The sequence below is a fragment of the Amycolatopsis sp. cg5 genome (genome assembly GCF_041346955.1).
Lineage (GTDB): Bacteria > Actinomycetota > Actinomycetes > Mycobacteriales > Pseudonocardiaceae > Amycolatopsis.
This window is the reverse complement of sequence record NZ_CP166849.1, coordinates 9,118,858-9,143,081: the sequence shown is the minus strand read 5'-3', so window position 1 is coordinate 9,143,081 and position 24,224 is coordinate 9,118,858. Positions and strand designations below refer to the sequence as shown.

Below are 24,224 nucleotides of genomic sequence, written 5' to 3'. Positions count from 1 at the left end.
ATGCGCAAGGCACTTCTCGCGGCCGCTCTCCTGCTCTCGCTGACCGCCTGCGGCGGCGGCTCCGGCTCGGGTGAGGCGACGCTCAAGGTCGGCACGCTCAGCGACGCGCCGCCGAACATCTTCCTCAAAGACGGCGTCTTCACCGGCTTCGACAACGAGCTGCTCCGGGCCATCGCGGCCAAGCAGAACCTGAAGGTGGAGTTCACCGCGACCGACTTCTCCGCGCTGCTCGGCCAGGTCAACAACGGCCGGTTCGACATCGGCAGCTCGGCCATCGCGCAGACCGACGAGCGCAAGAAGACCGTCGACTTCTCCGCGGCCTACAACTACGAGACGATGAGCATCCAGGCGAAGGAGAGCACGCCGGTCACCGACGAGGCCTCGCTCGCCGGCAAGCGCGTCGCCGTCATCCAGGGCACCGTCGGCGACAAGTGGCTGACCGACAAGGTGCCCGCCGCGCAGGCCGTCCGGTTCCCCGACTACGCCGCGGCGCTGGCCGGGCTGAAGTCGGCCTCGGTCGACGCGTACATCCTCGACCAGAGCATCGCCGAGAAGAACGTCACCGAGAACCCCGACGCGAAGCTCAAGGTGGTCAAGTCGTTCTCGCTGGACATCCCGCACGGCTTCGCGGTGAAAAAAGGCAACAAAGAGCTGCTCGACAAGGTCAACGCGGGCCTCAAAGAGGTGATCGCGGACGGCACCTGGCTTAAGCTGCACAACCAGTTCCTGCCGACCGCGCCGGTGCCGGCTGAGTTCAAGGGTTAAGGGGTCTCGATGAGGAAGACACTGGTCGCGGGGATCACCGCGGCCCTGCTCGCCGTGCTCACGGCTTGCGGAGGCAGTGACAGCGGCGGCGAAAAGACGCTGCGGGTCGGCACGCTGAGCGACTCCAAGCCCAACGCCTACCAGGAGAACGGCAACTTCACCGGCCTCGACAACGAGGTGCTGCGCGCGATCGCCGCGAAGCAGAACCTGAAGCTGGAGTTCGCGGCGACCGAGTTCTCCGCGCTGCTCGGGCAGGTCGCGGGCGGCACGTTCGACATCGGCAGCGCCGGCATCTCGCAGACCGAGCCGCGCAAGAAGACCGTCGACTTCTCGTCGCCGTACAACTACCAAACGCTCGGCATCGAAGCGAAGGACGGCGCCGGGATCACCGACGAGAAGTCGCTGGCAGGCAAGCGGGTCGGCGTCGTGCAGGGCACCGTCTCCGACACCTGGCTCGGCGAGAACTCGCCGCAGGCGCAGGTCGTCCGCTTCCCGAACGACGCGGCCGCGCTGGCCGCGCTGAAGACCTCGGCCGTCGACGCCGCGGTGTTCGACCAGGCGACCGCGGAGGACTACGCGGCCAAGAACGCCGACGCGAAGCTGAAGGTCACCAAGGTGATCACCACGACCTTGCCGCACGGTTTCGCCTTCAAGAAGGGCAACACCGAGCTGATCAACAAGGTCAACGAAGGGCTCAAGGCGGTCATCGCCGATGGCACCCTGGAGAAGCTGATCAAGCAGTTCGAGCCGAGCGCTCCGATCCCGGCGGAGTTCAAGGCCAAGTGAACGACTTTCTCAACACCTTCCTGAACTGGGAATACATCTGGAAGGTGTTCCCGGATCTGCTCACGACCGGGCTGCTGAACACGCTGATCCTCAGCGTCGCCTCGGCGCTGATCGGCACGCTGGCGGGCATGGTCCTCGCGGTCATGGGCCTGTCCACGAAACGCTGGCTGCGCTGGCCTGCGCGGATCTACACCGACATCTTCCGCGGGCTGCCCGCGATCCTGACCATCCTGCTGATCGGCCAGGGTCTCGGCACGCTCGCGCGGGACATCGTCGGCACGAACCCGTATCCGCTGGGCATTCTCGCGCTGTCGCTGATCGCGTCCGCGTACATCGGCGAGATCTTCCGCGCCGGTATCCAGAGCGTGGAGAAGGGGCAGCTGGAGGCCAGCCGCGCGCTCGGGATGACCTACACCAAGTCGATGCTGCTGGTGATCATCCCGCAGGGGGTGCGCCGGGTGCTGCCGGCGCTGGTGAACCAGTTCATCGCGCTGGTCAAGGACTCCAGCCTGGTCTACGTGCTCGGCCTGCTGGCCGAGCAGCGTGAGCTGTTCCGGATCGGCCAGGACATGGCGGCCAACACCGGGAACCTGTCGTCGCTGGTCGCGGCCGGCTTCGTGTTCCTGGTGATCACCGTCCCGCTGACGCATCTGGTCAACTTCATCGACAAGCGGCTGCGTACCGGTCGTAAGGTCGAGACCGACCCCGACGCGGGCGACGAACTCGACGAGCTCACGGTTTCGGGGAAGGTGCGGCCATGACGACGGCGATCCATTCGGCCAGCGTCGAGCTGCGCGACATCCACGTCTCGTTCGGCACCCTGGAGGTGCTGCGCGGGGTCGATCTCAAGGTCGAGCAGGGCAAGACGACCTGCGTGATCGGGCCGTCGGGTTCGGGCAAGTCGACGCTCCTGCGGTGCGTGAACCGCTTGCAGGAGCCCGATTCCGGCGATCTGCTGCTGGACGGCGAGAGCGTCATCAACACTGATCCCGACAAGCTCCGCCAGCGCGTCGGCATGGTGTTCCAGCACTTCAACCTGTTCGGCCACCGGACCGTGCTGGACAACATCACGCTGCCGCTGCGCAGTGTGAAGGGCCTCGACAAGGAAGAGGCGGCCGAGATCGCGCGTGCCCGGCTCGCCGAGGTCGGCTTGGCGGACAAGGCGCCATATCGGCCAGCCGCGCTTTCGGGCGGGCAGCAGCAGCGCGTCGCCATCGCCAGGGCACTGGCGATGGACCCCGACGTGATGCTGTTCGACGAGGCCACCAGCGCACTGGACCCCGAGCTGGTCAAGGGCGTCCTGAACCTGATGGCAGGCCTTGCCGAGCGCGGCCTGACCCTGCTCGTGGTCACCCACGAAATGGGCTTCGCGCGCGGCGTCGCCGACGAGGTCGCGTTCATGGACCGCGGCAAGGTCGTCGAACTCGGCAAGCCCGAGGCACTCTTCGACGACCCGCAAAGCCCGCGCCTCCAGCGCTTCCTCTCCCAGGTCCTCTAACCCAACGCCGGGATAAAGCCCGCTTTACTCCCCGGGATAAAGCGGGCTTTATCTCACGGAGTAAAGCCTGCTTTATCCCGGGTTGCGCCGGGTAACCTGCGGGTATGGCGAAGATCTCGGAGCTGGTGTACTACCCGGTCAAGGGGTGCCGGGGCACCGTCGTGCGCTCGGCCGAGGTCACGCCGGCGGGGCTTGAGCACGACCGGGTGTTCATGGCGATGGGCGCCGACGGGGCGTTCCGGAGCCAGCGCAGGCATCCGATGATGGCCGCGATCGAACCCGAGGTGCTCGACGGCGGGCGCAAGCTGCGACTGTCGGCTCCCGGCATCGAGGACTTCGAGCTCGACGTGCTCTTCGACGGGCCTCGGCACCCGGCCGCCACCTTCACCTGGCAAGGCAAAGGCGTCGACCAGGGCGCCGAAGCCGCGGACTGGTTCTCGACCGTGCTCGGTCAGGCCTCGGTGCTGGTGCGGGTGTCGTCGGACCATGACCGCGTGACCAACGGCGAGCGCGCGGGCACCGCGGGCTTCGCCGACGGGCACGCCGTTCTCGTCACCTCCGAGTCCTCTTTGGACTTACTGAGTGAGCGAATTTCCTCTCGTGGCGCGGAACCCGTTCCGATGGACCGGTTCCGCGCCAACGTCGTCGTCTCCGGATGGCCGGAGCCGCACACCGAGGACCGCGTTCGTGTGATGAGCGCGGGAACGGCCGAGTTCGGCTACGCGAAGTTGTGCGTGCGCTGCGCGGTGCCGACGATCGACCAGGAGACCGGGCGGAAATGCGGCCCGGAGCCGACTCGGACGCTCGCCGATTACCGGCGTCATCCCGAAGGCGGAGTCACCTTCGGGATGAAGGCGATGGTGCTGCGGCCAGGTCAGCTGTCGCTGGGCGACGAGGTGATGGTGCACTCCTGGGAAGGCACGGCGTCGAGCACCGAGGCGGCCGAGCCGCCGTTGACGGCGACGGCTAGCCGTCCAGCCGAGTCGGCGTAGAGAACCGTTGGCGCGTCAGCGAAAGTGCGGGCGAACTCCACGCGTAGCGTCTTGCGTCCACGGTGGACGTACAGCGGGCCGTTGAGCTCGGCCTTGTCGAAGTCGTTCGGCGTGGCCGCCAGCTGCACGTTGCCGAAGTGATCGACCGTCAGCACCTCCGAGGTGAGCCTGCCCGGCTGCGCGTCGACCCGCGGCTCGGGCAGCACGACCAGGTCGTGCACCGGCTTGCCGAACGCCGACGGCGCCACGCCCAGCGCCAGGTGCGCGGCGGCGGGAGCGAAGATGTCGCGGCCGTGGAAGGTCGCCGAGACGTGCGGCATGCGGTAGTCGGGGTTGGTGAGCTCGTACGCCTCGCGGGCGCCGCCGAGCGCCTCGGCCGCCGGTAGCAGCAGGCCGTTGTCCGGGCCGACCAGCAGGCCACGCGGGGTCACCACCACGACGCCGCGGCGGTCGGTGCCGACACCGGGGTCGACCACCGCCACGTGCACGGCCTCCGGCAGGAACGGCACGGTCTGCGCGAGCACCGTCGAACCGGGCCGGATCTGCTGGGGGTTCACCTGGTGGGTGACGTCGATCACCCGGATGAGGGGAGCGATACGCGCGATCACGCCGTGGCAGGCCGCCACGAATCCGTCGCACAGGCCGTAGTCGGTCGTCAAGGAGATCCAGTCATACGCCATCAAGGCATCATCCTCCCGACAGCTAGGGTGCATGCGTGAGCACCCTCGCGGACTACCCGAAGATCGCAGCCGGAAAGGTACGAGAGCTGTACGCGGTCGATGACGACCACCTGCTGCTCGTCGCCTCCGACCGCATCTCCGCCTACGACTTCATCCTCGACACGCCGATCCCGGACAAGGGCCGCGTGCTCACCGCGATGAGCGTGTTCTGGTTCGAGCAGCTGGCCGACCTGCTGCCCAATCACCTCGTCGCCCACGACGACCCGCGGATCCCCGCCGAGGTGCGCGGCCGCGCGCTGATCGTGCGCAGGCTGACCATGGAACCGGTCGAGGCCGTCGCCCGCGGCTACCTCACCGGCTCCGGCTTCGCCGACTACCAGCGTACCGGCGCGGTGTGCGGCGTGCTGCTGCCCGACGGCCTGCCCGAGTCTGCGAAGTTGCCGACGCCGATCTTCACACCGGCCACCAAGGCCGAGATCGGCGAGCACGACGAGAACGTCACGTTCGACGACGTCGCCGCGCAGATCGGGCTCAAGCAGGCCGAGGAGATCCGCGAGGCCACCCTCGCCATCTACGAGCGCGGCGCCCGGCTGGCCGCCGAGCGGGGCATCCTGCTCGCGGACACCAAGTTCGAGTTCGGCCGCGACGCCACCGGCGCGCTGGTGCTCGGCGACGAGGTGCTCACCCCCGACTCGTCCCGCTATTGGCCGGCCGACAGCTACGAGCCCGGCCACTCGCAGCCCTCGTTCGACAAGCAGTACGTGCGTGACTGGCTGACCGGCCCCGAATCCGGCTGGGACCGCAAGTCCAACACCCAGCCGCCGCCGCTGCCCGCCGAGGTCGTCGCGGCGACGCGGGCGCGTTATGTCGAAGCGTACGAACGAATTTCCGGCCGTTCGCTGGCAGACTGGCCCGCGTGATCCTGCTGATCTCGGGGAGCCTGCGCGCGGGCTCCAACGCGGCCGCGCTGCGTACCGTGCACGAGCTCTTCGCCGACTCGGTGCTCTTCGACGGCTTGGCGATGCTGCCGCACTTCAACCCGGATGACGACGCCGAGCCGCTGCACCCGGCCGTCGCCGCGCTGCGCTCGGCGATCGGTGCCGCCGACGCGGTGCTGTTCTGCACGCCGGAGTACGCGGGCGCGCTGCCGGGGTCGTTCAAGAACCTGCTGGACTGGACGATCGGCGGCGGCGAGATCTACCAGAAGCCGGTCGCCTGGATCAACGTCTCGATGCGCGGCGCCGACGGCGCGCACGCGTCGCTGCGCACCGTGCTCGGCTACGCGGGCACCCAGATCGTCGAAGACGCCGTCGCGCACATCCCGCTGCCGCCGGAGTCGATGAGCGGCGGGCGGGTGACCGACCCGGACCTGCGTGCCCGGATCGCAGATGTAGTCGCGAAACTCGTGCCCGCTTAACCTCAGAGTCAGGTCGCTGTCACTGAACGCGTGCTCAATGGGGAGCGTGGACGCTGAACTGGTCGTTTCCCTCGCCGGAGTGACGCCCCGGACGCTTCACCGCTGCGCAGACCTCGCCGCGGAGCTCGAACGCCGTCAAGTGCCGTTGTCCGTGCTCTACCCGGCCAGCACCGGTGAAGGCCCGGTCACCGAATGGGTCCGTGAGCGGACCGCCCGAGGTGACGGCCTGCTGCTGCACGGCCACGACCACCGGGTGGCACCGACCGACCGTCCCGTGGTGAGCCTGGCCCGCAAGGCCGAGTTCGCCGCGCTCGGCGCGCACGAGGCGCGACTGCGTCTCATCGCGGCCAAGGCCGCCATGGAGAACACCGGCCTGACCCCGCACGGCTTCGCGCCGCCGCGCTGGCTCGCCTCGTCCGGCACGCTGGACGCGTTGCGAGAGCACGGTTTCCAGCTCTGCGCCGACCAATACGGCGTGCGCGACCTCAAGACCGGCGAGCTGCGCCGCGCGCGGGTCCAGGAGTTCGCGAGCCAGTCGCAGCGCACCGAGACCATCCGCTGCTTCGCCTTGGTGTTGGCAACGGCCCGCGCCGCACGGCGTGGCGGTCTGGTCCGGCTCGGCGTCGAGGCGTCGGACCTGGCGAGGCCCGGTCTTCGGCAGGCGCTGCTCGACGCGGTCGACGTCGCCTTGGAAAACCGGGCCTTCGGCACCACCTACGCGAAACTCAAAGTTTCTCCGGCTCTCCAGGCGTGAGCACGCGGACCTCGGCGCCCTGCGGCGCGAGGTTCGTGAACAGGCCGTAGATCATCGCTGGGTTGGCCAAGGTGCGCTCGTGGATCGGCACCGCCGCGCGCGGGCGCACCGCACGGAAGAAGTCGACGGCCTCGCTCGCCTTGAGCCACGGCGCCCCGGTGGGCAGGCCGAGCACATCGATCTTCTGCTCCGGCACGAAGAACGAGTCGCCGGGGTGATAGAACGCGCCGTGGTCGACGACGTAGCCGATGTTCGGCACGACCGGGATGTCCGGGTGGATCACCGCGTGATCGCCGCCGACGGTGTTCACCACCGCGCCCGCGAACTCGAACGCGTCGCCGGGATGCGCGACCCGGAACTCGACACCGAGCTTCTCGACCTCGGTGACCGAACCGGGATCGACGATCAGCTGGGCGTTCGGGTTCGCTGCGAGCAGCGCGGGCAGCTTGGTCACATCGAGATGATCGAAATGCTGGTGCGTGATCAGGATCGCGTCCAGCTCACGCTCGTTCTCGAACCCCTCGGAAAACGTGCCGGGGTCGAGCAGGATACGGGCGGACTCGGTCTCCAGCAGTACGCAAGAGTGTCCAAAATGGACAATACGCATGGGGAAGCTCCCTTCTCCCGCTTAGACTATGCCTCGCAGCAACGCGTCGCCAAGATCGGTTCGCCGATAGTGGACCGCATGCCCGCGCCTCGTCGTGTCGAGCACACCGGCCGCCTTGAGCGCGGTGAGATGCTCGGAAACCGTCCCGGCTGAGAGTTCGAGTCTGATCGCGAGCGCTTGCGTGCTCGCCGGTTCGTCCAGCGTGGCGACCAATGCGGCCTTCGTCCGCCCGAGAATGTTCGCGAGCGCGTCACTGGGTTCGGCCCTCTTGGCCCAAAGTTCCGCGACGCCGCGCGCCGGATAGAGAATCGCGGGCTGCCACGGCGGCAACGTGATCACCCCGAGCGTCGGCCAGCCGAAGACGGCCGGAATCAGCAGCAGGCTTTCGAGTTCGATACGGCTGCGATCCTTGATGTCGATCAGCAAGGTGTCACCGACGAGCCTCAGCCTGGGATGCAGATCCTTGAACACCGCGGTCGCGCCCTGCTCGGCAAGCCTGCGCGACCGATACTCGATGTCCGCGACCAGCAGCCGATGCATCCGCGGCCAATGCGGCTCGACCAGCTCGGCCCACACCTGCTCGAGCTGATCGGCCAGCAGATCACGCGCCCGCGCGGGGTCCCGTGGCAGTCCGCTGAGATCGGCGTCGACCATGGCGAGCTCCTGCGCGACCTGCTCCGGCGGCGTCTGCCGCACCCTGGCGAGCTGCGCCTCCGCCGTGGTCTCGGGCCCGCTGGGCGGCGGACACAGAAAGTCGGTGAGGTAGTGCCGCGCCCCCAACACCGCGGCAAGCTCCACGGGCAACTCACGCGGCTGCCTCAGCCACTCCGGCTGACTCGGATGCCCCCGCCGCCCGAGCACCGTTTGCACAGCCCCGAGCACCTCCTCCAGCGGCGAGATCCCAAACCTCACCCGCTGCGCACTCACCCCATCGAAAACCAACTCGATCACTTCGCCCCCACCTCATCCCTACCCCGAAAGCCGCTCTCGCCAGGTCCCAAACCCCGAAAGTGGCTTTCGTCAGGTCTCATCTGCCGAAAGTGGCTTTCGGGCTTGTCATGTCCCGAATGCGTCGTTCGGGTCCTCCTACGTCCCGAATGCGTCTTTCGGGTCCTGCCACGTCCCCAATGCGTCGTTCGGGTCGTGCCAGGGCCCCAATGCGGCTTTCGGCACCTGGGAGGGACCGAAAGACGCTTTCGGGACCTGGGAGCGCAGAGATTTGGGTATGGCCGAATCAGTATGCGCGGCCAGGTGGTGGACGGCAGCGTCTGGGCATGGGTTTGCTCAGGAACGGGGCGTATTGGCGCTGGTCGGCCGGGGTTCAGCTGATGCGGTTGCCGAATGCGATGGCGCCGCTCGCGTTCACGATGTTGACGACGGCGACGACCGGGTCGTATCGGCTCGGTGGCGTGATGATGGCGGTGTTCGTGGTCGCCGAGCTGGTCGGCGCGGTCCCGGCCGGGCGGCTGTTGGACCGGATCGGTGTCGCGAGGGGACTCGTGCTGTTGCTGCTGACCGTCGCGGCCGGGTTCGCGGCCGTGGCGGTGCTCGCGGACGCCGGCAACCAGGTCGCGCTGCTCGTCGTCGCCGTGGTTCCGGGGTTGGCGAGCGGTGGGTTGTCCGGTGGGTTTCGCGCGTTGCTGGCGGGCACGGTCGACGCGAGCGATCTGCCGAGGGCCATTTCGATCGACGTGATGATCCTCGAAAGTGTGCTGATCGCGGGGCCCGCGCTGGTCGCGGTGCTCGGCGGGCCGTTCTGGCCGCTGGTCGTGATGGCGGTGGCATGTCTGCTGTCCGCGGGCCTGGTGCCAAAGCGGCAAGCGACGCCTAAGCACGCCGAGCGGAGTGACGTACCTCTCAAAGCCTGCGTGCCGTGGCTGGCGTGCATGTTCACCGTCGGGCTGCTGCTGGCGACGATCGAGGTCGCGACGCTGCCGCTCGTGCAGCGGCTCGGCGCGCCCGCGGGGATGTCCGCGCTGGTCATGGCCGTTTTGTGTGGCGCGAGCATTGCGGGCAATGCGGCATATGCCTGGCGCAATGCCAGCGGAGACGCCCGTGTCCTTCTCGGCGGCTTCGTGGTCGGCGGCACGATTGTCGCGGTGAATCTCGGGTGGGTCGGACTGATTGCCGGGGTCGTACTGGTCGGCCTGTGCACCGGGCCACTGGTCACCACGGCCTTGGTCAACCTCCAGGCTTTGTTACCGGAAAGTAGGAGGTCAGAAGGCTTCTCGGTCACGTACACCGTCCAGGCCACCGGATTCGGTCTCGGCTCGCTGGCCGTCGGGGTGCTTCCGCTGTGGATGTCACCCCTGTTCGGCGTGGTGGCAGCGGCCGCGACCTGTGGAATGCTGACGGGGCGGGCGCGACGAGCGGTAGTTGGCACAGTGTCAGTAACGTCGTAGCCTGGTTGGCAGCCGAGACCACGGGAGACGCCGATGACCGCCGTCCAGCCGAAGCCGAGCAGTAGCGTCGGTGAGACCTTCGACTCGCTCAGCCCCGCGACCGACGAGGTGGTCGGCACCTATCCGGTGCACACCGCCGCCGAGGTCGAAGCCGCCATCGCGCGGGCACGCGCGGCCGCGGCCTGGTGGGCCTCCCTCGGCTTCGACGGCCGGGCCGAACGGCTGCGCCGCTGGAAGGGCGTCATCACCCGCAGGTTGCCGCAGCTGTGCCAGGTCGTCCGCGACGAGACCGGCAAGCCGCTCGCGGACGCCCAGCTCGAAGCCGTGCTCGGCATCGAGCACATCGCCTGGGCGGGCAAGCACGCGCGCAAGGTGCTCGGCAAGCAGCGCCGCTCGGCAGGCCTGCTGATGTCGAACCAGGCCGCGACCGTCGAATACCAGCCGCTCGGCGTGGTCGGCGTGATCGGCCCGTGGAACTACCCGGTCTTCACCCCGCTCGGCTCGATCGCCTACGCGCTCGCCGCGGGCAACGCGGTCGTCTTCAAGCCGAGCGAGTACACCCCCGGTGTCGGCAAGTGGCTGGTCGACGCCTTCACCGAGGTCGTGCCGGAGCACCCGGTGCTGCAGCTGATCACCGGCTTCGGCGAGACCGGCGCGGCGCTGGTCGGCGCGGGCGTCGACAAGATCGCCTTCACCGGCTCGACGGCGACCGGCAAGAAGATCATGGCCGCGGCCGCCGCGACGCTGACCCCGGTCATCATCGAGGCGGGCGGCAAGGACCCGGTGCTGGTCGACGCGGACGCCGACCTCGACGCCGCCGCCGACGCGACCGTGTGGGGCGCCTTCTCGAACTCCGGCCAGACCTGCATCGGCGTGGAACGCGTCTACGTGCACGAAAAGGTCCACGACGAGTTCGTCGCCAAGGTCGTCGAGAAGTCCCGCGACGTCCGCGCCGGCTCTGATGTCGAGGCCAAGTACGGCCCGGTCACCATGCCTTCGCAGATCTCGGTCATCAAGCGCCACATCGAAGACGCGCTCGCCCGCGGCGGCAAGGCGGTGCTCGGCGGCGTCGAATCGGTCGGCGACCGGTACGTCCAGCCGACCGTGCTCGTCGACGTGCCGGAGGATTCCGAGGCTGTGCAAGAGGAAACCTTTGGCCCGACGGTCACCATCGCCAAGGTTCGCGACATGGACGAGGCAGTCGACCGCGCCAACAACACGCGCTACGGCCTGGGCTCCACGGTCTTCTCGAAGGCACGCGGACTCGAACTCGCCGGCAGGCTGCGGTCCGGCATGACCTCGATCAACGCGCCGCTTTCCTTCGCGGGCATCGCCTCGCTGCCGTTCGGTGGCGTCGGCGACTCGGGCTTCGGCCGGATCCACGGCCCGGAGGGCCTGCGCGAGTTCGCCCGCTCCAAGGCCATCGCGCGCCAGAAGTACAAGGCGCCGATGACGTTGACCTCGTTCTCCCGCAAGGAATCCACGGACGCGTTGGTGGCGAAGCTGATCACCATCCTGCACGGGAAGCGCTGAGTCAGACCGCGACCGTGAGTGTCGCGGTGTAGCCGGAGTTCACGTCGCCCGTGACGGTGGCGAGCTGATGCTCGGTGCCGTCACGGAACACCATGTCCCGAGCCAGCGACGTCTGGCTCATGTTGCGGACGCTGGTCTCGTAACCGCTTGTCGCGTAAACGGTTTTGCAGACGTCCTCGGGCAGCGCGAGCTGTGAGGTGACGGACTTCGTGCCTGCCGAGGTGGCTTGCGCGAGGTCCGGATACACCTCGAAGTGGATGTGCGGCCAGCGTCCGGAGTAGGCGGCCGGGAAGATGCTCTGGAACGTCACCGCGCCATTCGCGTCGGCTTCCTGCACGCCGCGCAGGTAGTTCTCCGTTGTGACGCCCTGGGAGTACATCGAGTACTTGCCGTCCATGTCGCAGTGCCACAGGTAGATCGCGGCACCCGCGTAGGCAGCGCAGTCCTTCTGCAGGTTCAGCTTGATCGTGAGCGGAATCCCTTGCGCCACAGCGGAAGCGGAACCGAAGCTCGACCGGATGTCACCGCGCACGATCCCGCTCGTGGTGAGGATGTCGGGCCCGTTGGAGCCGTCGCCGGGGTACGGCCCGGCGGTCTCCTCGGGGATTTTGTCGGTGCACGCCTTTACAGTGGTCGTCGTAGCGGTGGCTGTGGTTTCGGCGGACGAACAGGCGGCCAGCGCGGTCAGGCTCGCGCCTCCGAGCAGGAACAGCGCGCGCCTGCGGTTCAACAGCGTCTTGAGGTCGTAGGCGAGGCCTCTGTCGTGGTTGTCCATGAAGTCGAGTTTGGGTGGCCGGGCTGTCCCGAACCTGTGAACGGGCTATCCGTTCGCTGTCGGTTCAGCCGAGGTCGCGGGCGAACAGGTCCTCTTCCGTCTCCCGGCGGACGAGCATGGTCGCGATGCCGTCGCGGACACCGACCAGCGGCGGGCGGCCGACGAGGTTGTAATTGGAGGCCAATGAGTGGTGATAGGCGCCGGTGCACGGCACCGCGAGCAGGTCGCCGGGGTGGATGTCGTCCGGCAGCAGCAGGTCGGCGAGCACGTCGCCCGATTCGCAGTGACGGCCGACGACGCTCATCGGGCGTCGTGGCGCGCGCGAGTGCCTGCCGACGAGTCGCGCGGTGTATTTCGCGCCGTACAAGGAAGGCCGCGGATTGTCGCTCATGCCGCCGTCGACCGCGACGAACGTCTTGCTGCCGCGCTTGACGGCGCACACCCGGTAGACGGTCATGCCCGCCGGGCCGACGATCGCCCGTCCCGGCTCGATCGTCAAGCGGGGCAAGGGAAAGTCGCGCGTCGAGCACTCGTAGGCGAGTGCGACACGCAGGCGCCGCGCGTAGCCGTCGAGGTCGAAGTCGGTGTCGCCGGGCAGATACGGGACGGCATGGCCACCGCCGAGGTCGAGCTCGCGCAAGGTGACGCCGTACGCCGTGCGGACGCCGGCGAGCACGTCGACCATCCGCCTGGCCGCCTCTTCGTAGCGGTCCACACGCGACACCTGCGAGCCGATGTGGCAATGCAGGCCCACCAAGGAAAGGCTGGGCTGCGCGAGCACCGCGCTGACGGCGGCGGCGAGATTGTCGCGAACACCGTCCAGCAACGAGAAGCCGAACTTCTGGCCCTCGGTGCCGGTGGTGATGGCGGCGTGCGTGTCGGCCCGCACGCCGGGCGTCACGCGGATCATCACCTGCTGGCGGCCGTGCGCGAGCGCGCCGAGCTGCTCGATCTCGTCGAGCGAGTCGAGCACGATCCGGCGGACGCCGTATTCGAGCGCGGCCTTGAGGTCCTCCGGGGTCTTCGCGTTGCCGTGCAACAGGATCCGCTCGGCGGGGAAGCCGACGGACCTGGCGGCGGCGATCTCGCCCGCCGAGCAGGTGTCGAGCGAAAGGCCCTCTTCGGCGACCCAGCGCAGCACCGAGCGCGTGCACAGCGCCTTGCTGGCGAACGCGATCTCGGCGTCGGGCAGTGCCGCGCGGTACGCACGGGCCCGCGACCGGACCTCGTCCTCGTCGAGAAGGTAGAGCGGCGTGCCGAAGCGGGCGGCGAGATGGCTGATCGGCACGCCCGCGAACTGGGCTTCCTCGGGAGTGCCGATATCAAGGCTGGGCAGTAGCTCGCTGAGCGTCATGCAGCCAGCACAGCGCGCGGAGAGCCCGTCAGCCGTCTTGGCAACGTTTCGCTGACGCCATGGTGGCCCCCGCTGACGCGTCCTTTACGCGCGAGTAACCCCCGTCACGGCTCAGTACGGCACTCGCTTGCGCCGCCAGAGCAGGAAGGCGATCACCTTGCCGACCACGATCGCGCCGACGAGCAGCAGCCACGGGAACTCGACCGGCTCGGCGGCCTTGGCCTGTGTCGCGTGCTGCTGTGTCTCCCGCGGTGCGCCCTCGTCGAGCGCGACTTCCGAGGGAGACGGTGACGGCGGGGGCACGCTGCTCGAGGCAGGCGCGCTCGACGTCGCCGGCGGTGCGGGTGGTGCGCCCTGCGGCACCGGCACAACCGGGGCCCCACCGCCGGCGCGCGGGTCGGGGGCGTGTTCTTGGGGACGCGGAGTCGGTGTCGGGCTCGGCGTCGGCACCGGCCGGGACGGCGTGAACCGCGGCGCCGCCTTGCCGAACGACCAGCCTTCGAAGGTGCCCAGCGGCGGCATCGACGATGACGGCCCGCGCTGGCTCTTCGCCCAGGCGCCGCCGTTCCAGGCGTTCCAATAGGACCATTGGGCGCCGTCGCAGGCTTCCGGCTTGCCCTGCAGCCGGCAGACGTTCGACTCCGCCACGACGACGGCGATGCCCGCGCTCTGCAGCGCGGCCAGCCCGCTGCGCTGCACACCCGGCGCGCAGCGGACCACGACCTCACCGCCGAGCTCGCCGAAGTCGACGACGACCGTCACGCCGTCGTCGGTCTTGCAGTACCCGGGCGTGCTCGCCGAAGCGGGCAGCGCCGGGGTGAGTGCGAACAGCACTCCGGCGGCGGCGAGCAGGTGGGCGAGTTTCATCGTGATAGCCGCCGCCTGGTCAGCAGCACGAGCGCGGCGCCGGAGACGAGCAGGCCCAGCCCGGCGAACAAACCGGTCGGCGCGGAGAACCCGGTATCCGCCAGGTTCGGCGACCCCGAGGTCGAGGTGTCCGTCGAGGTCGTCGTCGTGGTGGTCGTCGGCGTGCTGGTCGTGGTGTCGGTCGGTGAGGACGTGGTGGTCTCGGTCTGCTCCGCCGGGAGCACGAGCTCCGGCGCGGTGTGCCCGAGGCCGGTCGTGGTCATCGCGAGCACGGCACGTGCGGTCCAGGCCCGCCACTCGGCGCGCGAGTTCGCGGCGATCTTGCCGTCTTGAGCGTTGGTGACGCCGTCGTCGAACGCGGTCTTGTTCAACGCGATCGCGCCGGCGTCCCCGGACAGCTTCGCGGCGTCCTTGGTGACCTGCATGCTCGCGACCCAGTCGGCCGCGGGCTCCGCGAGCACCACGTTGCCGGTGACCCACAGCGCCTGCCCCGCGAGCCCGGTGACCACGGCGTTCAGGTCTTTCGCGTCCTTGAAACCGCCCGAGGAGGCGTCGCGCGCCTTCCCGAGGTACTCGACAGGCTTCGCCAGCTCGTCGGGCTGGTACGCCTCGTGCAACGCCTGCAGCACCAAGGCGCTGGTGGCCGCGTCAGCCTCGCCGTCGGCGGCGCACGCGGGCTGCTTGTCGTCCTCGACGTCGCCACCGAGCCGGTAGCCGCCGTTCGGGCACTGCTGGGACGTCAGGTACGCGAGAGCCCGGCGCGGCACGGAACCGACCTTGGCGAGCCCGATGATCGCGAGCGCCTGGTCGGCGTTGGTGCTCGTCTTGCCGTATTTGCCGTCGACGTTGCTGCCCTCTTCACCCTTCACCATCAGCGCGCCGAGCGCCGCGGGCAGGTCGACGCCGCCGAAGTCTTCGGGCTTCCGGCCGGTGCTCTTGGCGGCGATGATCTCCTTGGCGATCGCGGCGACGTGATCCTTGTCCGGCCCGATGAAGCCCTTGACGCCGGCGGGCAGTGCGGCGGCGATCTTGCCGATGGCGGCCGCCTCCGTGCCGGTCGACTGGAACGCGAGCAGCGCGTCGATGGTGACGTCCCAGTCGGTCGCCCCGCCCTTGCCGGGCAGGGTGTTCTCGACCAGGCCACCCGGCTTGGTGGGATTCGCCTTGTCGAAGGCGGCCACGTCGGCCGCGGTGGCGAGCTGCCCGGCGAGCCAGTGCGTGGCCGCGTACATCTCCTTGCCGTGTGGCGTCGGCTCCGCGGCGGCCGCGAAGGCCGAGCCGGTGAAGATCAGTGATGCGCTCGCTACCGCGACGAGCGATCGGCGCACGGCCGTCGTCATGAAACCCCCATTGCGAGTACTTGACTCAGCGTACAGACGGTAACCCAGTCAGGTGAGGCGCGGAAGTCCGCCGAGGGCACAAATAGACTCCCCGTCGTGGACACCCCGTTGCGCGTTGGCCTTGTCGGTGCCGGACCTTGGGCGAAGCTCATTCATGCCCCTGGCCTGGCCGATCATCCGGGCACCAAGCTCACCGCGGTGTGGACGCGCCGTCCCGAACCGGCCAAGGAGCTCGCCGACGAGCACGGCGCGGTGGCTGCGGGCAGCTTCGAGGAGCTGCTGGACCAGGTCGACGCGGTGGCGTTCGCCGTGCCGCCGTCCGTGCAGGCGGAGCTGGGCGTCCAGGCCGCTCAGGCTGGGAAGCACCTCATCCTGGAGAAGCCGATCGCGCCCGATCTGGCCTCCGCGCAGCGGCTGGCCGACGCCGTGGCCGAGGCAGGCGTGGCGTCGCTGGTGGTGTTGACGCTGCGTTTCGCCGCGATCACCCGTGAGTGGCTCGCCGACGTCGCCGCATCGGGTGAGTGGCGTGGCGGGACCGCGCGCTGGCTGTCCGGCGCGCTGCTCGGTGGTGTCTACGAGGGCTCGCAGTGGCGTACCGACGAGGGCGCGCTCGCGGACATCGGGCCGCACGCGTTCGACCTGCTCGACGCCGCGCTCGGCGAGATCACCCGCGTGGTGGCCGCGCATGTCACCGCCGAGGACCTCTGGCAGGTGCTGTTCGAGCACGAGGGCGGGGCGACGAGCACGGCCACGCTCTCGCTGCGGCTGCCCATCGATCCGACGATCGTCGAGCTCAGCGTCTACGGCGAACAGGGTTACCGGTCGCTGGGACGCAAGCCGGGATCGGCGCTGGAATCGTATGTCGCGCTGCTCGATGATTTCGCCGCAATGGCGGCTAGCCAAACCACGGAACACCCCTGTGACGTGCGGCGCGGCCTGCACATCCAGCGGCTCATTCACGAAGCGCGAACCCTCGCGAACGCGGAGTAGTACACAGGCCGGCCAAGTGAGAAACCGTTTACGCGCAAGGGTTTTCGCGTAGGGCGGGAAACTTGTCCACAGGGTTGTCCACAAAGTCCACTGTGGACGGTAGTGACCTCCACTGAACCATGGCAGCGACACGCGCGCGAATCGAGAATCACCGAATAGTGGAGCTCGTTCAACGCGCAGAGTCGATCTTGCCGTGCCTAAGGTTGATCTTGAAAACGCAACCTGGGAAAGGGGGTCGCGTGGGGGATTTGCTGCGAAATTTCGGGGCGATGATCCCGCTGACGATCATCGCCGTTCCATACGCATTGATCGCCTGGCCACTGCTGACAGCGGCACGGAGGCGGAAAAGACAGCACGACGCGAAGCTCACGGCGGCCATGGACATCACCATCTGCCTGGTCTCCGTGCTGGTGTTCGCGCTGGTGACGATGCCCGTCGCGGGCTCGCGCACCAGCACACTGCACCTGACCCCGGGCGCGGACATGGCGACCGCGTTCGGCGACGGCGGTTCGTTCTGGCAGGTGGGCGGCAATCTGCTGATGCTCAGCCCGCTCGGGATGTTCCTGCCGTTCCGGGTGCGGTTCCTGCGGTCGGTGGGGCGGATCGCAGTAGCCGCACTCGTGTTGTCCATGCTGGTCGAGGCGGTGCAGTACCTCCTGCACGCCGGGCGGGTGACCGCGACGGACGACGTCATCCTCAACGCGCTCGGCGCGACCATGGGCGCCGCGCTGGCCCGCCCGTGGTGGCTGCGCCCGCGCGTGGTCATCCCGGTGCAGACGCGACGGGTCTGCGAGGCCCCGATCCAGCTGCGGGTGCCGAGATCGGTGTGGGAGCCGACGTGCTTCCGCGTGGTCGACGCCCACCGGCTCGCCAACGGCCCGGCGCGGCTGTGAAGTTCGCTCGACAAAACCGGTTGCCGCCCATGACATGATGGGCTCACCTTCGGACAACAGGGGAATGCCTCATGCCTGACGCCTCCTAGCGGCGTCATCGCGACGCCACCACGTCGACCTGAGTTCACCCTGCCCGAAAGGTTTCCAGACAAATCATGTCTGCAGTTCAGTCCTACATGCGCACGACCGCGGCCAACGCCCGCGAAACCGAGCGGATCGGCCCGTTCCTGGCCACTTTCTCCCGGAGCTCCGCCAATCCGTTCCTGAACTACGCCATTCCCGATGACGGCTCCGTCCCCACGCGCGCCGACGTGGACGCGCTCACCGAGGCCTACCGGAAGCGGGACCTGATCCCGCGCCTGGAGTTCCTCGGCGAGTCGATGCCGGAGGTCGAGCCGGTCGTGCTCGCCGCCGGCTACCAGCTCGAACGCCGGGTGCCGTTGATGATCTGCCCGCGTGACGAGGTCGTCGCGCAGCCGGTGGCCGACGGCTTCGAGCTGCTCACCCCCGAATCCGACGAGGAATACCTCGCCATGATGGGTGCGCAGAGCGAGGCCTTCGACGACCCCGACCCGATCACCCCGGAGTCGCTCGCCGGCAGGCGGAAGATGATCGCCGACGGCGGCCTCGCCGTGCTCGCCAGGCACGTCGAATCCGGCGAAGGCGCCGGCGGCGGGCTGGCGACGCCGATGGCGGACGGCACCATCGAGGTCGCCGGATTCGGCGTCCGCGCGCAGTACCGGCGGCGGGGCCTCGCGGCCGCGCTGACCGAATACCTCACCAGCGCCGCGTACGACAGGGGAGCGCACACCGTGTTCCTCACGCCCGCCGGTGTCCCGGAGGAGCGGATCTACGCGAAGGTCGGGTTCCGGCCAGCGGGTAGCTTCGTGAACCTGCGCCTTGAGTAACTGATTTCCGACGTGGGGGCCTTCCGGATCCGGGAGGCCCCCACGTCTTCGAAAGGGAGAGCCGTGACCGAACGACCCGATCCGCCTCGTATGGGCGACGAGCGCGAGACGCTGCGCGTGTTCCTCGACTTCCACCGCGCCACGCTGGCGATGAAATGCGAAGGCCTCGGCGACGAAGACCTGCGCAAGCAGTCGATGCCGCCGTCGGCGTTGAGCCTGCTCGGGCTGGTGCGGCACATGGCCGAGGTCGAGCGGAACTGGTTCCGGCGCGTGCTGAACCAGGAGGACATCGAGCACGTCTGGTCGGACAACCGCGACTTCCAGGCGGCATACGACGCCTCGAACTCCACCCGCGAGGAAGCCTTCTCCGCGTGGCAGACCGAGGTCGAACACGCGCGCCGCATCGAGCGCGAGGCCGCATCGCTCGACGTCAGCCAGTACTTCGACCGGTGGGAAGAGGACGTCTCGCTGCGGTTCGTGATGCTGCACATGATCCACGAGTACGCCCGCCACAACGGGCACGCCGACTTCCTGCGCGAAGGCGTCGACGGCGTCACCGGGGCCTGAGGAAATTCGGTGGACGGGCGTCGCGGCCCGTGGCTACGGTTCGCTTGACCGTGACTCGACACCGGGAGGTGAGACCCATGAACGCTGTTTCGATGTGGGTGCTCTCCTCGTCGTCACGGTCGGGCGACTGACGTAGGGGTTGCCGGGAGCGCCTCGACAAGGCACTCCCGAAAGGTGACCACCATCAACACTTTGCGTTTCACCGACGGCGAACCCGCCGTCGAGATCACGCGCGTCGTGCCGGGGTTGTGGCACGCGCTCGACGACGAGCGGGTGACCGGCCGCGCCGAGGCCACCACCCGGCCGGACGGGCGGATCTTCCTCAGCGTCGACGCCTGGCACCGGTCCGTCTTCGACCGGCTCGCCGCCGCGATGCTCGCGGCACTGCCGGGAACACTGCACACCGTGGTCGACGAATCCGACCAAGACCTGCTGGCCGCTTGGCATCAGGCCGGTTTCACGATCCGGCGGCGCGAGTGGGAGTACGTCGTGCCCACCGGCCCGGCCCTTCCTCGGCCAGGCATCACGATCGTGCCTGCCGAAGACGGCCCGCTTCGCGAGCTGGACCGGGTCATCCGCGCGGAAGTCGAAGCGACCGTCGGCTGGCAGGAGATGCCCGCCGAAGTGCTCGCGCGGCCCATCGGCAACACGGCGAAGTACACCGTGGCCGTCGAGGACGGCGAATACGTCGGCTTGCTCCGGGTGGTCCAGGTGACGCGCCTGCCCCGGATCGGGCTGCTCGCCGTCCGCGCGGACCGGCGGCGTCGCGGTATCGGCCGCGCACTGCTGACCCACGCGCTCGGCGACCTGCACCAGGCGGGCATCGAGAAGGCCTCGGCCGAGGTGAAGGAGACCAACGAAGCGGCGACGGCGTTGTTCGACGGCATCGGCGCCTGGCGGGCGAGCAGCACTCTGGAGCTGGTGCGCCATGGCCGGTAAGGGCGGCATCGAAGTCGAAGGAACGGTGCTCGAGTGTCTGCGCGACGCCCGGTTCACCGTCGAGCTGCAGAACGGGCATCACGTGCTGGCCCACATCAGCGGCAAGATCAGGAAGAACTTCATCAAGATCGTGCCGTACGACCGGGTCTTGGTCGAGCTGAGCCCGTACGACCTGACCCGCGGCCGCATTCTCTTCCGGTACCGCAACTAGTTGGCTCGTGAGTGTTGCGGGCGTCAGGGCTGAAGCGAGGGGACCCCTCAGTGCGTATGTCGCACCCGGGGGTCCCCTCACCAACTCTGCTCTGGTGGGGGTGGCCGGTTCGTAAGCGAGGCTTGGCTCGTGAGTGGTACGGCCGGTTCTAACCGGCCAAAACACTCACGACCTTGGGCTAGTCGTCGTAGCGGCCGCCGCGGCCCTTCTTCACGTCGCTGCGGCGTTTCTTCGACGCGAGGCGGCGTTCCTTCGAGCCACGGGACGGCTTGGTGGGGCGCCGCTTCGGCGGCGGTGGTGACGAGGCCTCGGTGAGGATCACGGCGAGCCGTTCGCGCGCGGCCTCGCGGTTCATCAGCTGCGACCGGTGCTCGCTGGCGGCGATCGTCAGCACGCCGTCGACGAGCCTGCCGCCGAGCCGGTCGACGATCCGCGCGCGCAGGTTTTCCGGGATCGAGGTGGACGCGGCGACGTCGAACGACAGCTCGACGCGGGAGTCGGTGGTGTTCACGCCCTGCCCGCCGGGGCCGGACGAGCGGGAAAAGCGCTCGCTCAGCTCGGCGCCCGGTACGACGAACCGGGAACCGACCACCACATCCGACGGAGACGCTGCCACCCGATCATTGTGACAGCGCGGGCGAAGAAACGATGCCGATTAACCGGTCGATGCTCAGCGGCGGCTTGGGCCTGGTCGTCGTGCCGTCCGCGCCGCGCGTCGAAACCCGCGCCGAGACGACGTGGTCGCCGACCCGCCTGACCACGAGGAACTCGTCCTCGCATTGGGACGCGACCACGCGTGAACCGTCCGGCAGCAGCAAGGTTTCACACCGGAACGCGCGGTGGTAGTGCTCGCAGTCGGCAGTCCAGGGTTCGGGCAGCGTGACGCCGATGTCCATGGTCGCCGTGCCCAGCGAATCGGTCAGCGTCGCGTGCAGCTCGTAAGCGTTGTCAGAGCGCACGAAGCGGTCGGGCCCATTCACCAGGACCCCGCTCGGCAAGTGCCGAGCGAGGCTGAACGCTTCCGAAAGCTGCTGCTCACGCGGGCTCTGCGCGGTGATCTGCTCGACCGGACGCGTCGCCGCGAACGCCGCCGAAACCGCCACGGCGATCACGCAAAGGGTCACCCCGCCGACGGCGGACAGGCGTCTGCCGCGTGACCGCAGCGCGGTGCCCTCGGCCAGCACCGCGGCGGCGTCGATCCGCAACCAGGGTTCGACGCGGACCGCGGTGTCGAGCAGTGCTTTGAGGTCGCGGTCCACGCCATCTACTACGAGGCAGGACCGCGATCCGTTGTCATCAGAACCGAGGATGGTCTCCGGACAGCACCGCGCGCGGGCCGTCGGGGTCCTCGGCCGGGCGGACGTCACCCAGGATCCACGCGGGCATGTGCCGCGCGGTCAGCATCGCGAGCGCGCGGTCGACATCCTCCGGCGCGACGATCGCGACCATGCCGACGCCCATGTTGAACGTCTTCTCCAGCTCGGCACGCTCGACCTTGCCGCGGTGGCCGATCAGCGCGAACACCGGCGCCGGCGTCCACGTGCCCCGGTCGAGCGTGGCGACCAGGCCACGCGGCATGACACGAGCGAGGTTCGCCTCGAGCCCGCCACCGGTGATGTGCGAGAACGTGCGGACCTCGGTCTCGGCGGCCAGCGCCAGGCAGTCCTTCGCGTAGATCTTGGTCGGCTCGAGCAGCTCCTCGCCGAGCGAGCGGCCGAACTCCTCGACGTGGCCGTCGAGCGGCATCCGCGCGATCTCCAGCAGCACGTGCCTGGCCAGCGAGTAGCCGTTGGAGTGCAGGCCGGACGAGCCGAGCGCGATCACCACGTCACCGGGGCGGACCTTGTCAGGACCCAGCAGCTGCGACTGCTCGACCACGCCGACACCGGTCGCCGACAGGTCGTAGTCGTGCTCGCCCATCAGGCCGGGGTGCTCGGCCGTTTCGCCACCGAGCAGCGCGCAGCCCGCCTGGACACAGCCCTCGGCGATGCCGCCGACCAGTGCGGCGATCTTCTCGGGCACGACCTTGCCGACCGCGATGTAGTCCTGCAGGAACAGCGGCTCGGCGCCGGTCACCACGAGGTCGTCGACCACCATGGCGACCAGGTCGATGCCGACCGTGTCGTGCTTGTCGAGCGCCTGCGCGACCGCGATCTTGGTGCCGACGCCGTCGGTCGACGACGCGAGCACCGGCTCCTTCCAGCGGTCGAGCTTCAGCGAGAACAGACCGGCGAAACCGCCGACGCCGCCGAGCACCTCGGGGCGGGTGGCCCGCTCCGCATGCGGTTTCAGCAGCTCAACGGCTTGGTCACCGGCGTCGATGCTGACGCCGGCGGCGGCATACGTCGCGCTCGTGGACTCGCTCACGGGAAGCGCACTCCAAACATTAGAGAGATCATGGACGGCGAATTGCGTCCTCAGCACCGTACCCGGCAGGGGCGACAGGCTTCGCCGCGCCATTGACCGCGTCGAGGCTTTCGAGCAGGTGCTTGCCGATCAGGGCGTCCTCGGGCAGCTCGATCGGGTATTCGCCGGAGAAGCACGCCGTGCACAGCCGCGACTTCGGCTGCTCCGACGCCGCGACCAGGCCTTCGAGCGAAACGTAGCCGAGCGAGTCCGCGCCGATCGAGCGGCGGATGCCGTCGAGGTCGACGCCGTTCGCGACCAGCTCGGCCCGCGACGCGAAGTCGATGCCGTAGAAGCACGGCCAGCGCACGGGCGGCGAGGCGATGCGGACGTGCACCTCGAGCGCGCCCGCTTCACGCAGCATGCGCACGAGCGCGCGCTGGGTGTTGCCGCGCACGATCGAGTCGTCCACCACGACCAGCCGCTTGCCGCGGATCACGTCGCGCAGCGGGTTCAGCTTCAGCCGGATGCCCAGCTGGCGGATGGTCTGCGACGGCTGGATGAAGGTGCGCCCGACGTAGGCGTTCTTCACCAGGCCGGTGCCGTAGGGAATGCCGGAGCCCTGCGCGTAGCCGATGGCGGCCGGGGTGCCCGACTCCGGCACCGGCATCACCAGGTCACCGTCGCACGGGTGCTCCTTCGCCAGCCGCCGTCCGATCTCGACGCGCGTGGCGTGCACGCTGCGGCCGGCGATCGTGGTGTCGGGGCGGGCGAGGTAGACGTACTCGAACACGCAGCCCTTGGGCTCCGGGTTCGCGAACCGCGAGGACCGCAGGCCCTCGGCGTCGATGGCGATCAGCTCGCCGGGCTCGACCTCGCGCACGAACGACGCGCCGCAGATGTCCAGCGCGGCCGTCTCACTCGCGACGACCCAGCCGCGCTCCAGGCGGCCGAGCACCAGCGGGTGCACGCCGTGCGGGTCACGCGCGGCGTAGAGCGTCGACTCGTCCGAGAACACCAGGCAGAACGCGCCGCGCAGGGTCGGCAGCAGCTCCAGCGCGGCGGCTTCGATGCCCTTGTCCGCCGCGGCGGCGGCGAGCAGGCCGCAGACCAGGTCGGAGTCGCTCGACGAACCGGTCAGCCCGGCGTGCGGCTTGATGCCCGCGTCGAGCGTGCGCTGCCGCAGCTCGGCCGTGTTGACCAGGTTCCCGTTGTGCGCGAAGGACAGTCCGCTGCCGGTCGCCGTGGTGCGGAAGATCGGCTGGGCGTTCTCCCAGATGGTCGCGCCGGTGGTGGAGTAGCGGCAGTGACCGACGGCGATGTGGCCCTGCAGCGACTGCAGGATCTGCTCGTCGAACACCTGGCTGACCAGGCCGAGGTCCTTGAAGACCACGATCTGCGTGCCGTCGGAGACGGAGATGCCCGCCGCCTCCTGCCCGCGATGTTGCAGGGCGTACAGGCCGTAGTAGGTCAGCTTGGCGACTTCTTCACCAGGCGCCCAGACACCGAACACACCGCATTCTTCACGGGGTTCCGGGTCGGGTTCGTCGATTGCGGGCTGTCCAGTGTTTGACTGGTCGGAAACCACCGAGGTGCTCCC

The 24,224-nt window shown here is 68.9% G+C and carries 27 protein-coding genes; 16 read left to right on the top strand and 11 right to left on the bottom strand.

Annotated elements, in window-relative coordinates:
* From AB5J62_RS41610 to AB5J62_RS41590, 5 genes are all read left to right on the top strand, one after another.
* Window positions 1–765 (top strand): ABC transporter substrate-binding protein, encoded by a 765-nt coding sequence (locus tag AB5J62_RS41610; RefSeq protein ID WP_370945550.1) that lies wholly within the window; start codon window positions 1–3, stop codon window positions 763–765.
* A 9-nt stretch (window positions 766–774) separates the two neighbouring features.
* Window positions 775–1,551 (top strand): ABC transporter substrate-binding protein, encoded by a 777-nt coding sequence (locus tag AB5J62_RS41605; RefSeq protein ID WP_370945549.1) that lies wholly within the window; start codon window positions 775–777, stop codon window positions 1,549–1,551.
* Window positions 1,548–2,312 carry an amino acid ABC transporter permease gene (locus AB5J62_RS41600; RefSeq protein WP_370945548.1) on the top strand — a complete coding sequence of 255 codons (765 nt, stop codon included), beginning with the start codon at window positions 1,548–1,550 and terminating at the stop codon, window positions 2,310–2,312. The genes AB5J62_RS41605 and AB5J62_RS41600 overlap by 4 nt, the downstream gene beginning before the upstream one ends.
* Window positions 2,309–3,049 (top strand): amino acid ABC transporter ATP-binding protein, encoded by a 741-nt coding sequence (locus tag AB5J62_RS41595; protein ID WP_370945547.1) that lies wholly within the window; start codon window positions 2,309–2,311, stop codon window positions 3,047–3,049. Before AB5J62_RS41600 ends, AB5J62_RS41595 begins: the two co-directional genes overlap by 4 nt.
* Window positions 3,050–3,153: 104 nt before the next feature.
* Window positions 3,154–4,041 (top strand): MOSC domain-containing protein, encoded by an 888-nt coding sequence (locus AB5J62_RS41590; protein WP_370945546.1) that lies wholly within the window; start codon window positions 3,154–3,156, stop codon window positions 4,039–4,041.
* On the opposite strand, the gene AB5J62_RS41585 is transcribed toward AB5J62_RS41590, so the two are convergent.
* A complete protein-coding gene (locus AB5J62_RS41585; RefSeq protein ID WP_370945545.1) occupies window positions 3,924–4,721 on the bottom strand; it encodes an S-adenosyl-l-methionine hydroxide adenosyltransferase family protein in 798 nt (265 codons plus the stop codon). The two genes, AB5J62_RS41590 and AB5J62_RS41585, sit on opposite strands and share 118 nt — an antisense overlap.
* Before the next feature lie 35 nt (window positions 4,722–4,756).
* Here AB5J62_RS41585 and AB5J62_RS41580 point away from each other — a divergent pair, with 35 nt between their 5' ends.
* Genes AB5J62_RS41580 through AB5J62_RS41570 form a run of 3 tightly spaced genes read left to right on the top strand, consistent with a single transcriptional unit; the run spans window position 4,757 to window position 6,892 of the window.
* The gene (locus tag AB5J62_RS41580) at window positions 4,757–5,641 is read left to right on the top strand and encodes a phosphoribosylaminoimidazolesuccinocarboxamide synthase (RefSeq protein WP_370945544.1); all 885 of its coding nucleotides are present in this window, start codon (window positions 4,757–4,759) and stop codon (window positions 5,639–5,641) included.
* Window positions 5,638–6,138, top strand: coding sequence for an NADPH-dependent FMN reductase (locus AB5J62_RS41575; RefSeq protein WP_370945543.1), 501 nt, complete (start codon window positions 5,638–5,640; stop codon window positions 6,136–6,138). The genes AB5J62_RS41580 and AB5J62_RS41575 overlap by 4 nt, the downstream gene beginning before the upstream one ends.
* A gap of 37 nt (window positions 6,139–6,175) precedes the next feature.
* Window positions 6,176–6,892 carry a DUF2334 domain-containing protein gene (locus tag AB5J62_RS41570; protein WP_370945542.1) on the top strand — a complete coding sequence of 239 codons (717 nt, stop codon included), beginning with the start codon at window positions 6,176–6,178 and terminating at the stop codon, window positions 6,890–6,892.
* On the opposite strand, the gene AB5J62_RS41565 is transcribed toward AB5J62_RS41570, so the two are convergent.
* Together AB5J62_RS41565 and AB5J62_RS41560 are read right to left on the bottom strand one after the other, a co-directional pair.
* Window positions 6,864–7,499: an MBL fold metallo-hydrolase gene (locus tag AB5J62_RS41565; RefSeq protein ID WP_370945541.1), complete on the bottom strand. Its 636-nt coding sequence runs from the start codon at window positions 7,497–7,499 to the stop codon at window positions 6,864–6,866. The two genes, AB5J62_RS41570 and AB5J62_RS41565, sit on opposite strands and share 29 nt — an antisense overlap.
* Window positions 7,500–7,520: 21 nt before the next feature.
* Window positions 7,521–8,450, bottom strand: a complete 930-nt coding sequence (locus AB5J62_RS41560) for a DUF5937 family protein (RefSeq protein WP_370945540.1) — start codon at window positions 8,448–8,450, stop codon at window positions 7,521–7,523.
* A 323-nt stretch (window positions 8,451–8,773) separates the two neighbouring features.
* Between AB5J62_RS41560 and AB5J62_RS41555 the strand changes: the two genes are divergently transcribed.
* Both AB5J62_RS41555 and AB5J62_RS41550 read left to right on the top strand, forming a co-directional pair.
* Window positions 8,774–9,901, top strand: a complete 1,128-nt coding sequence (locus AB5J62_RS41555) for an MFS transporter (RefSeq protein WP_370945539.1) — start codon at window positions 8,774–8,776, stop codon at window positions 9,899–9,901.
* Between the two features lie 33 nt (window positions 9,902–9,934).
* Entirely contained in the window at window positions 9,935–11,434 is a 1,500-nt protein-coding gene (locus AB5J62_RS41550) for an aldehyde dehydrogenase family protein (RefSeq protein WP_370945538.1), read from the top strand.
* 1 nt (window position 11,435) lies between these two features.
* Here AB5J62_RS41550 and AB5J62_RS41545 read toward each other — a convergent pair whose 3' ends face one another.
* From AB5J62_RS41545 to AB5J62_RS41530, 4 genes are all read right to left on the bottom strand, one after another.
* On the bottom strand, window positions 11,436–12,209 hold the full coding sequence (locus AB5J62_RS41545) for an intradiol ring-cleavage dioxygenase (RefSeq protein WP_370945537.1): 774 nt from the start codon (window positions 12,207–12,209) through the stop codon (window positions 11,436–11,438).
* A gap of 64 nt (window positions 12,210–12,273) precedes the next feature.
* On the bottom strand, window positions 12,274–13,563 hold the full coding sequence (lysA, locus tag AB5J62_RS41540; RefSeq protein WP_370945536.1) for a diaminopimelate decarboxylase: 1,290 nt from the start codon (window positions 13,561–13,563) through the stop codon (window positions 12,274–12,276).
* Window positions 13,564–13,674: 111 nt separating this feature from the next.
* Window positions 13,675–14,430, bottom strand: coding sequence for a hypothetical protein (locus AB5J62_RS41535; RefSeq protein ID WP_370945535.1), 756 nt, complete (start codon window positions 14,428–14,430; stop codon window positions 13,675–13,677).
* Window positions 14,427–15,770, bottom strand: coding sequence for an LPXTG cell wall anchor domain-containing protein (locus AB5J62_RS41530; protein ID WP_370945534.1), 1,344 nt, complete (start codon window positions 15,768–15,770; stop codon window positions 14,427–14,429). Before AB5J62_RS41530 ends, AB5J62_RS41535 begins: the two co-directional genes overlap by 4 nt.
* 96 nt (window positions 15,771–15,866) lie before the next feature.
* Between AB5J62_RS41530 and AB5J62_RS41525 the strand changes: the two genes are divergently transcribed.
* From AB5J62_RS41525 to infA, 6 genes are all read left to right on the top strand, one after another.
* Window positions 15,867–16,760 (top strand): Gfo/Idh/MocA family protein, encoded by an 894-nt coding sequence (locus tag AB5J62_RS41525; RefSeq protein ID WP_370945533.1) that lies wholly within the window; start codon window positions 15,867–15,869, stop codon window positions 16,758–16,760.
* A gap of 239 nt (window positions 16,761–16,999) precedes the next feature.
* Window positions 17,000–17,653: a VanZ family protein gene (locus AB5J62_RS41520; protein ID WP_370945532.1), complete on the top strand. Its 654-nt coding sequence runs from the start codon at window positions 17,000–17,002 to the stop codon at window positions 17,651–17,653.
* A 155-nt stretch (window positions 17,654–17,808) separates the two neighbouring features.
* Entirely contained in the window at window positions 17,809–18,561 is a 753-nt protein-coding gene (locus AB5J62_RS41515) for a GNAT family N-acetyltransferase (RefSeq protein ID WP_370945531.1), read from the top strand.
* A gap of 90 nt (window positions 18,562–18,651) precedes the next feature.
* Window positions 18,652–19,128 carry a DinB family protein gene (locus tag AB5J62_RS41510; RefSeq protein WP_370950477.1) on the top strand — a complete coding sequence of 159 codons (477 nt, stop codon included), beginning with the start codon at window positions 18,652–18,654 and terminating at the stop codon, window positions 19,126–19,128.
* A gap of 174 nt (window positions 19,129–19,302) precedes the next feature.
* Window positions 19,303–20,067 (top strand): GNAT family N-acetyltransferase, encoded by a 765-nt coding sequence (locus AB5J62_RS41505; protein ID WP_370945530.1) that lies wholly within the window; start codon window positions 19,303–19,305, stop codon window positions 20,065–20,067.
* Window positions 20,057–20,278 carry a translation initiation factor IF-1 gene (gene infA, locus AB5J62_RS41500; protein WP_370945529.1) on the top strand — a complete coding sequence of 74 codons (222 nt, stop codon included), beginning with the start codon at window positions 20,057–20,059 and terminating at the stop codon, window positions 20,276–20,278. The genes AB5J62_RS41505 and infA overlap by 11 nt, the downstream gene beginning before the upstream one ends.
* 178 nt (window positions 20,279–20,456) lie before the next feature.
* Here the strand turns inward: infA and arfB are convergent, their stop codons facing one another.
* Genes arfB through purF form a run of 4 tightly spaced genes read right to left on the bottom strand, consistent with a single transcriptional unit; the run spans window position 20,457 to window position 24,212 of the window.
* The gene (gene arfB, locus AB5J62_RS41495; RefSeq protein ID WP_370950476.1) at window positions 20,457–20,873 is read right to left on the bottom strand and encodes an alternative ribosome rescue aminoacyl-tRNA hydrolase ArfB; all 417 of its coding nucleotides are present in this window, start codon (window positions 20,871–20,873) and stop codon (window positions 20,457–20,459) included.
* A gap of 25 nt (window positions 20,874–20,898) precedes the next feature.
* Window positions 20,899–21,537 (bottom strand): hypothetical protein, encoded by a 639-nt coding sequence (locus tag AB5J62_RS41490; RefSeq protein WP_370945528.1) that lies wholly within the window; start codon window positions 21,535–21,537, stop codon window positions 20,899–20,901.
* Window positions 21,538–21,574: 37 nt separating this feature from the next.
* Window positions 21,575–22,645: a phosphoribosylformylglycinamidine cyclo-ligase gene (purM, locus tag AB5J62_RS41485; protein ID WP_370945527.1), complete on the bottom strand. Its 1,071-nt coding sequence runs from the start codon at window positions 22,643–22,645 to the stop codon at window positions 21,575–21,577.
* Between the two features lie 28 nt (window positions 22,646–22,673).
* Window positions 22,674–24,212 carry an amidophosphoribosyltransferase gene (gene purF, locus AB5J62_RS41480; RefSeq protein ID WP_370945526.1) on the bottom strand — a complete coding sequence of 513 codons (1,539 nt, stop codon included), beginning with the start codon at window positions 24,210–24,212 and terminating at the stop codon, window positions 22,674–22,676.
* Window positions 24,213–24,224 lie beyond the last annotated feature (12 nt).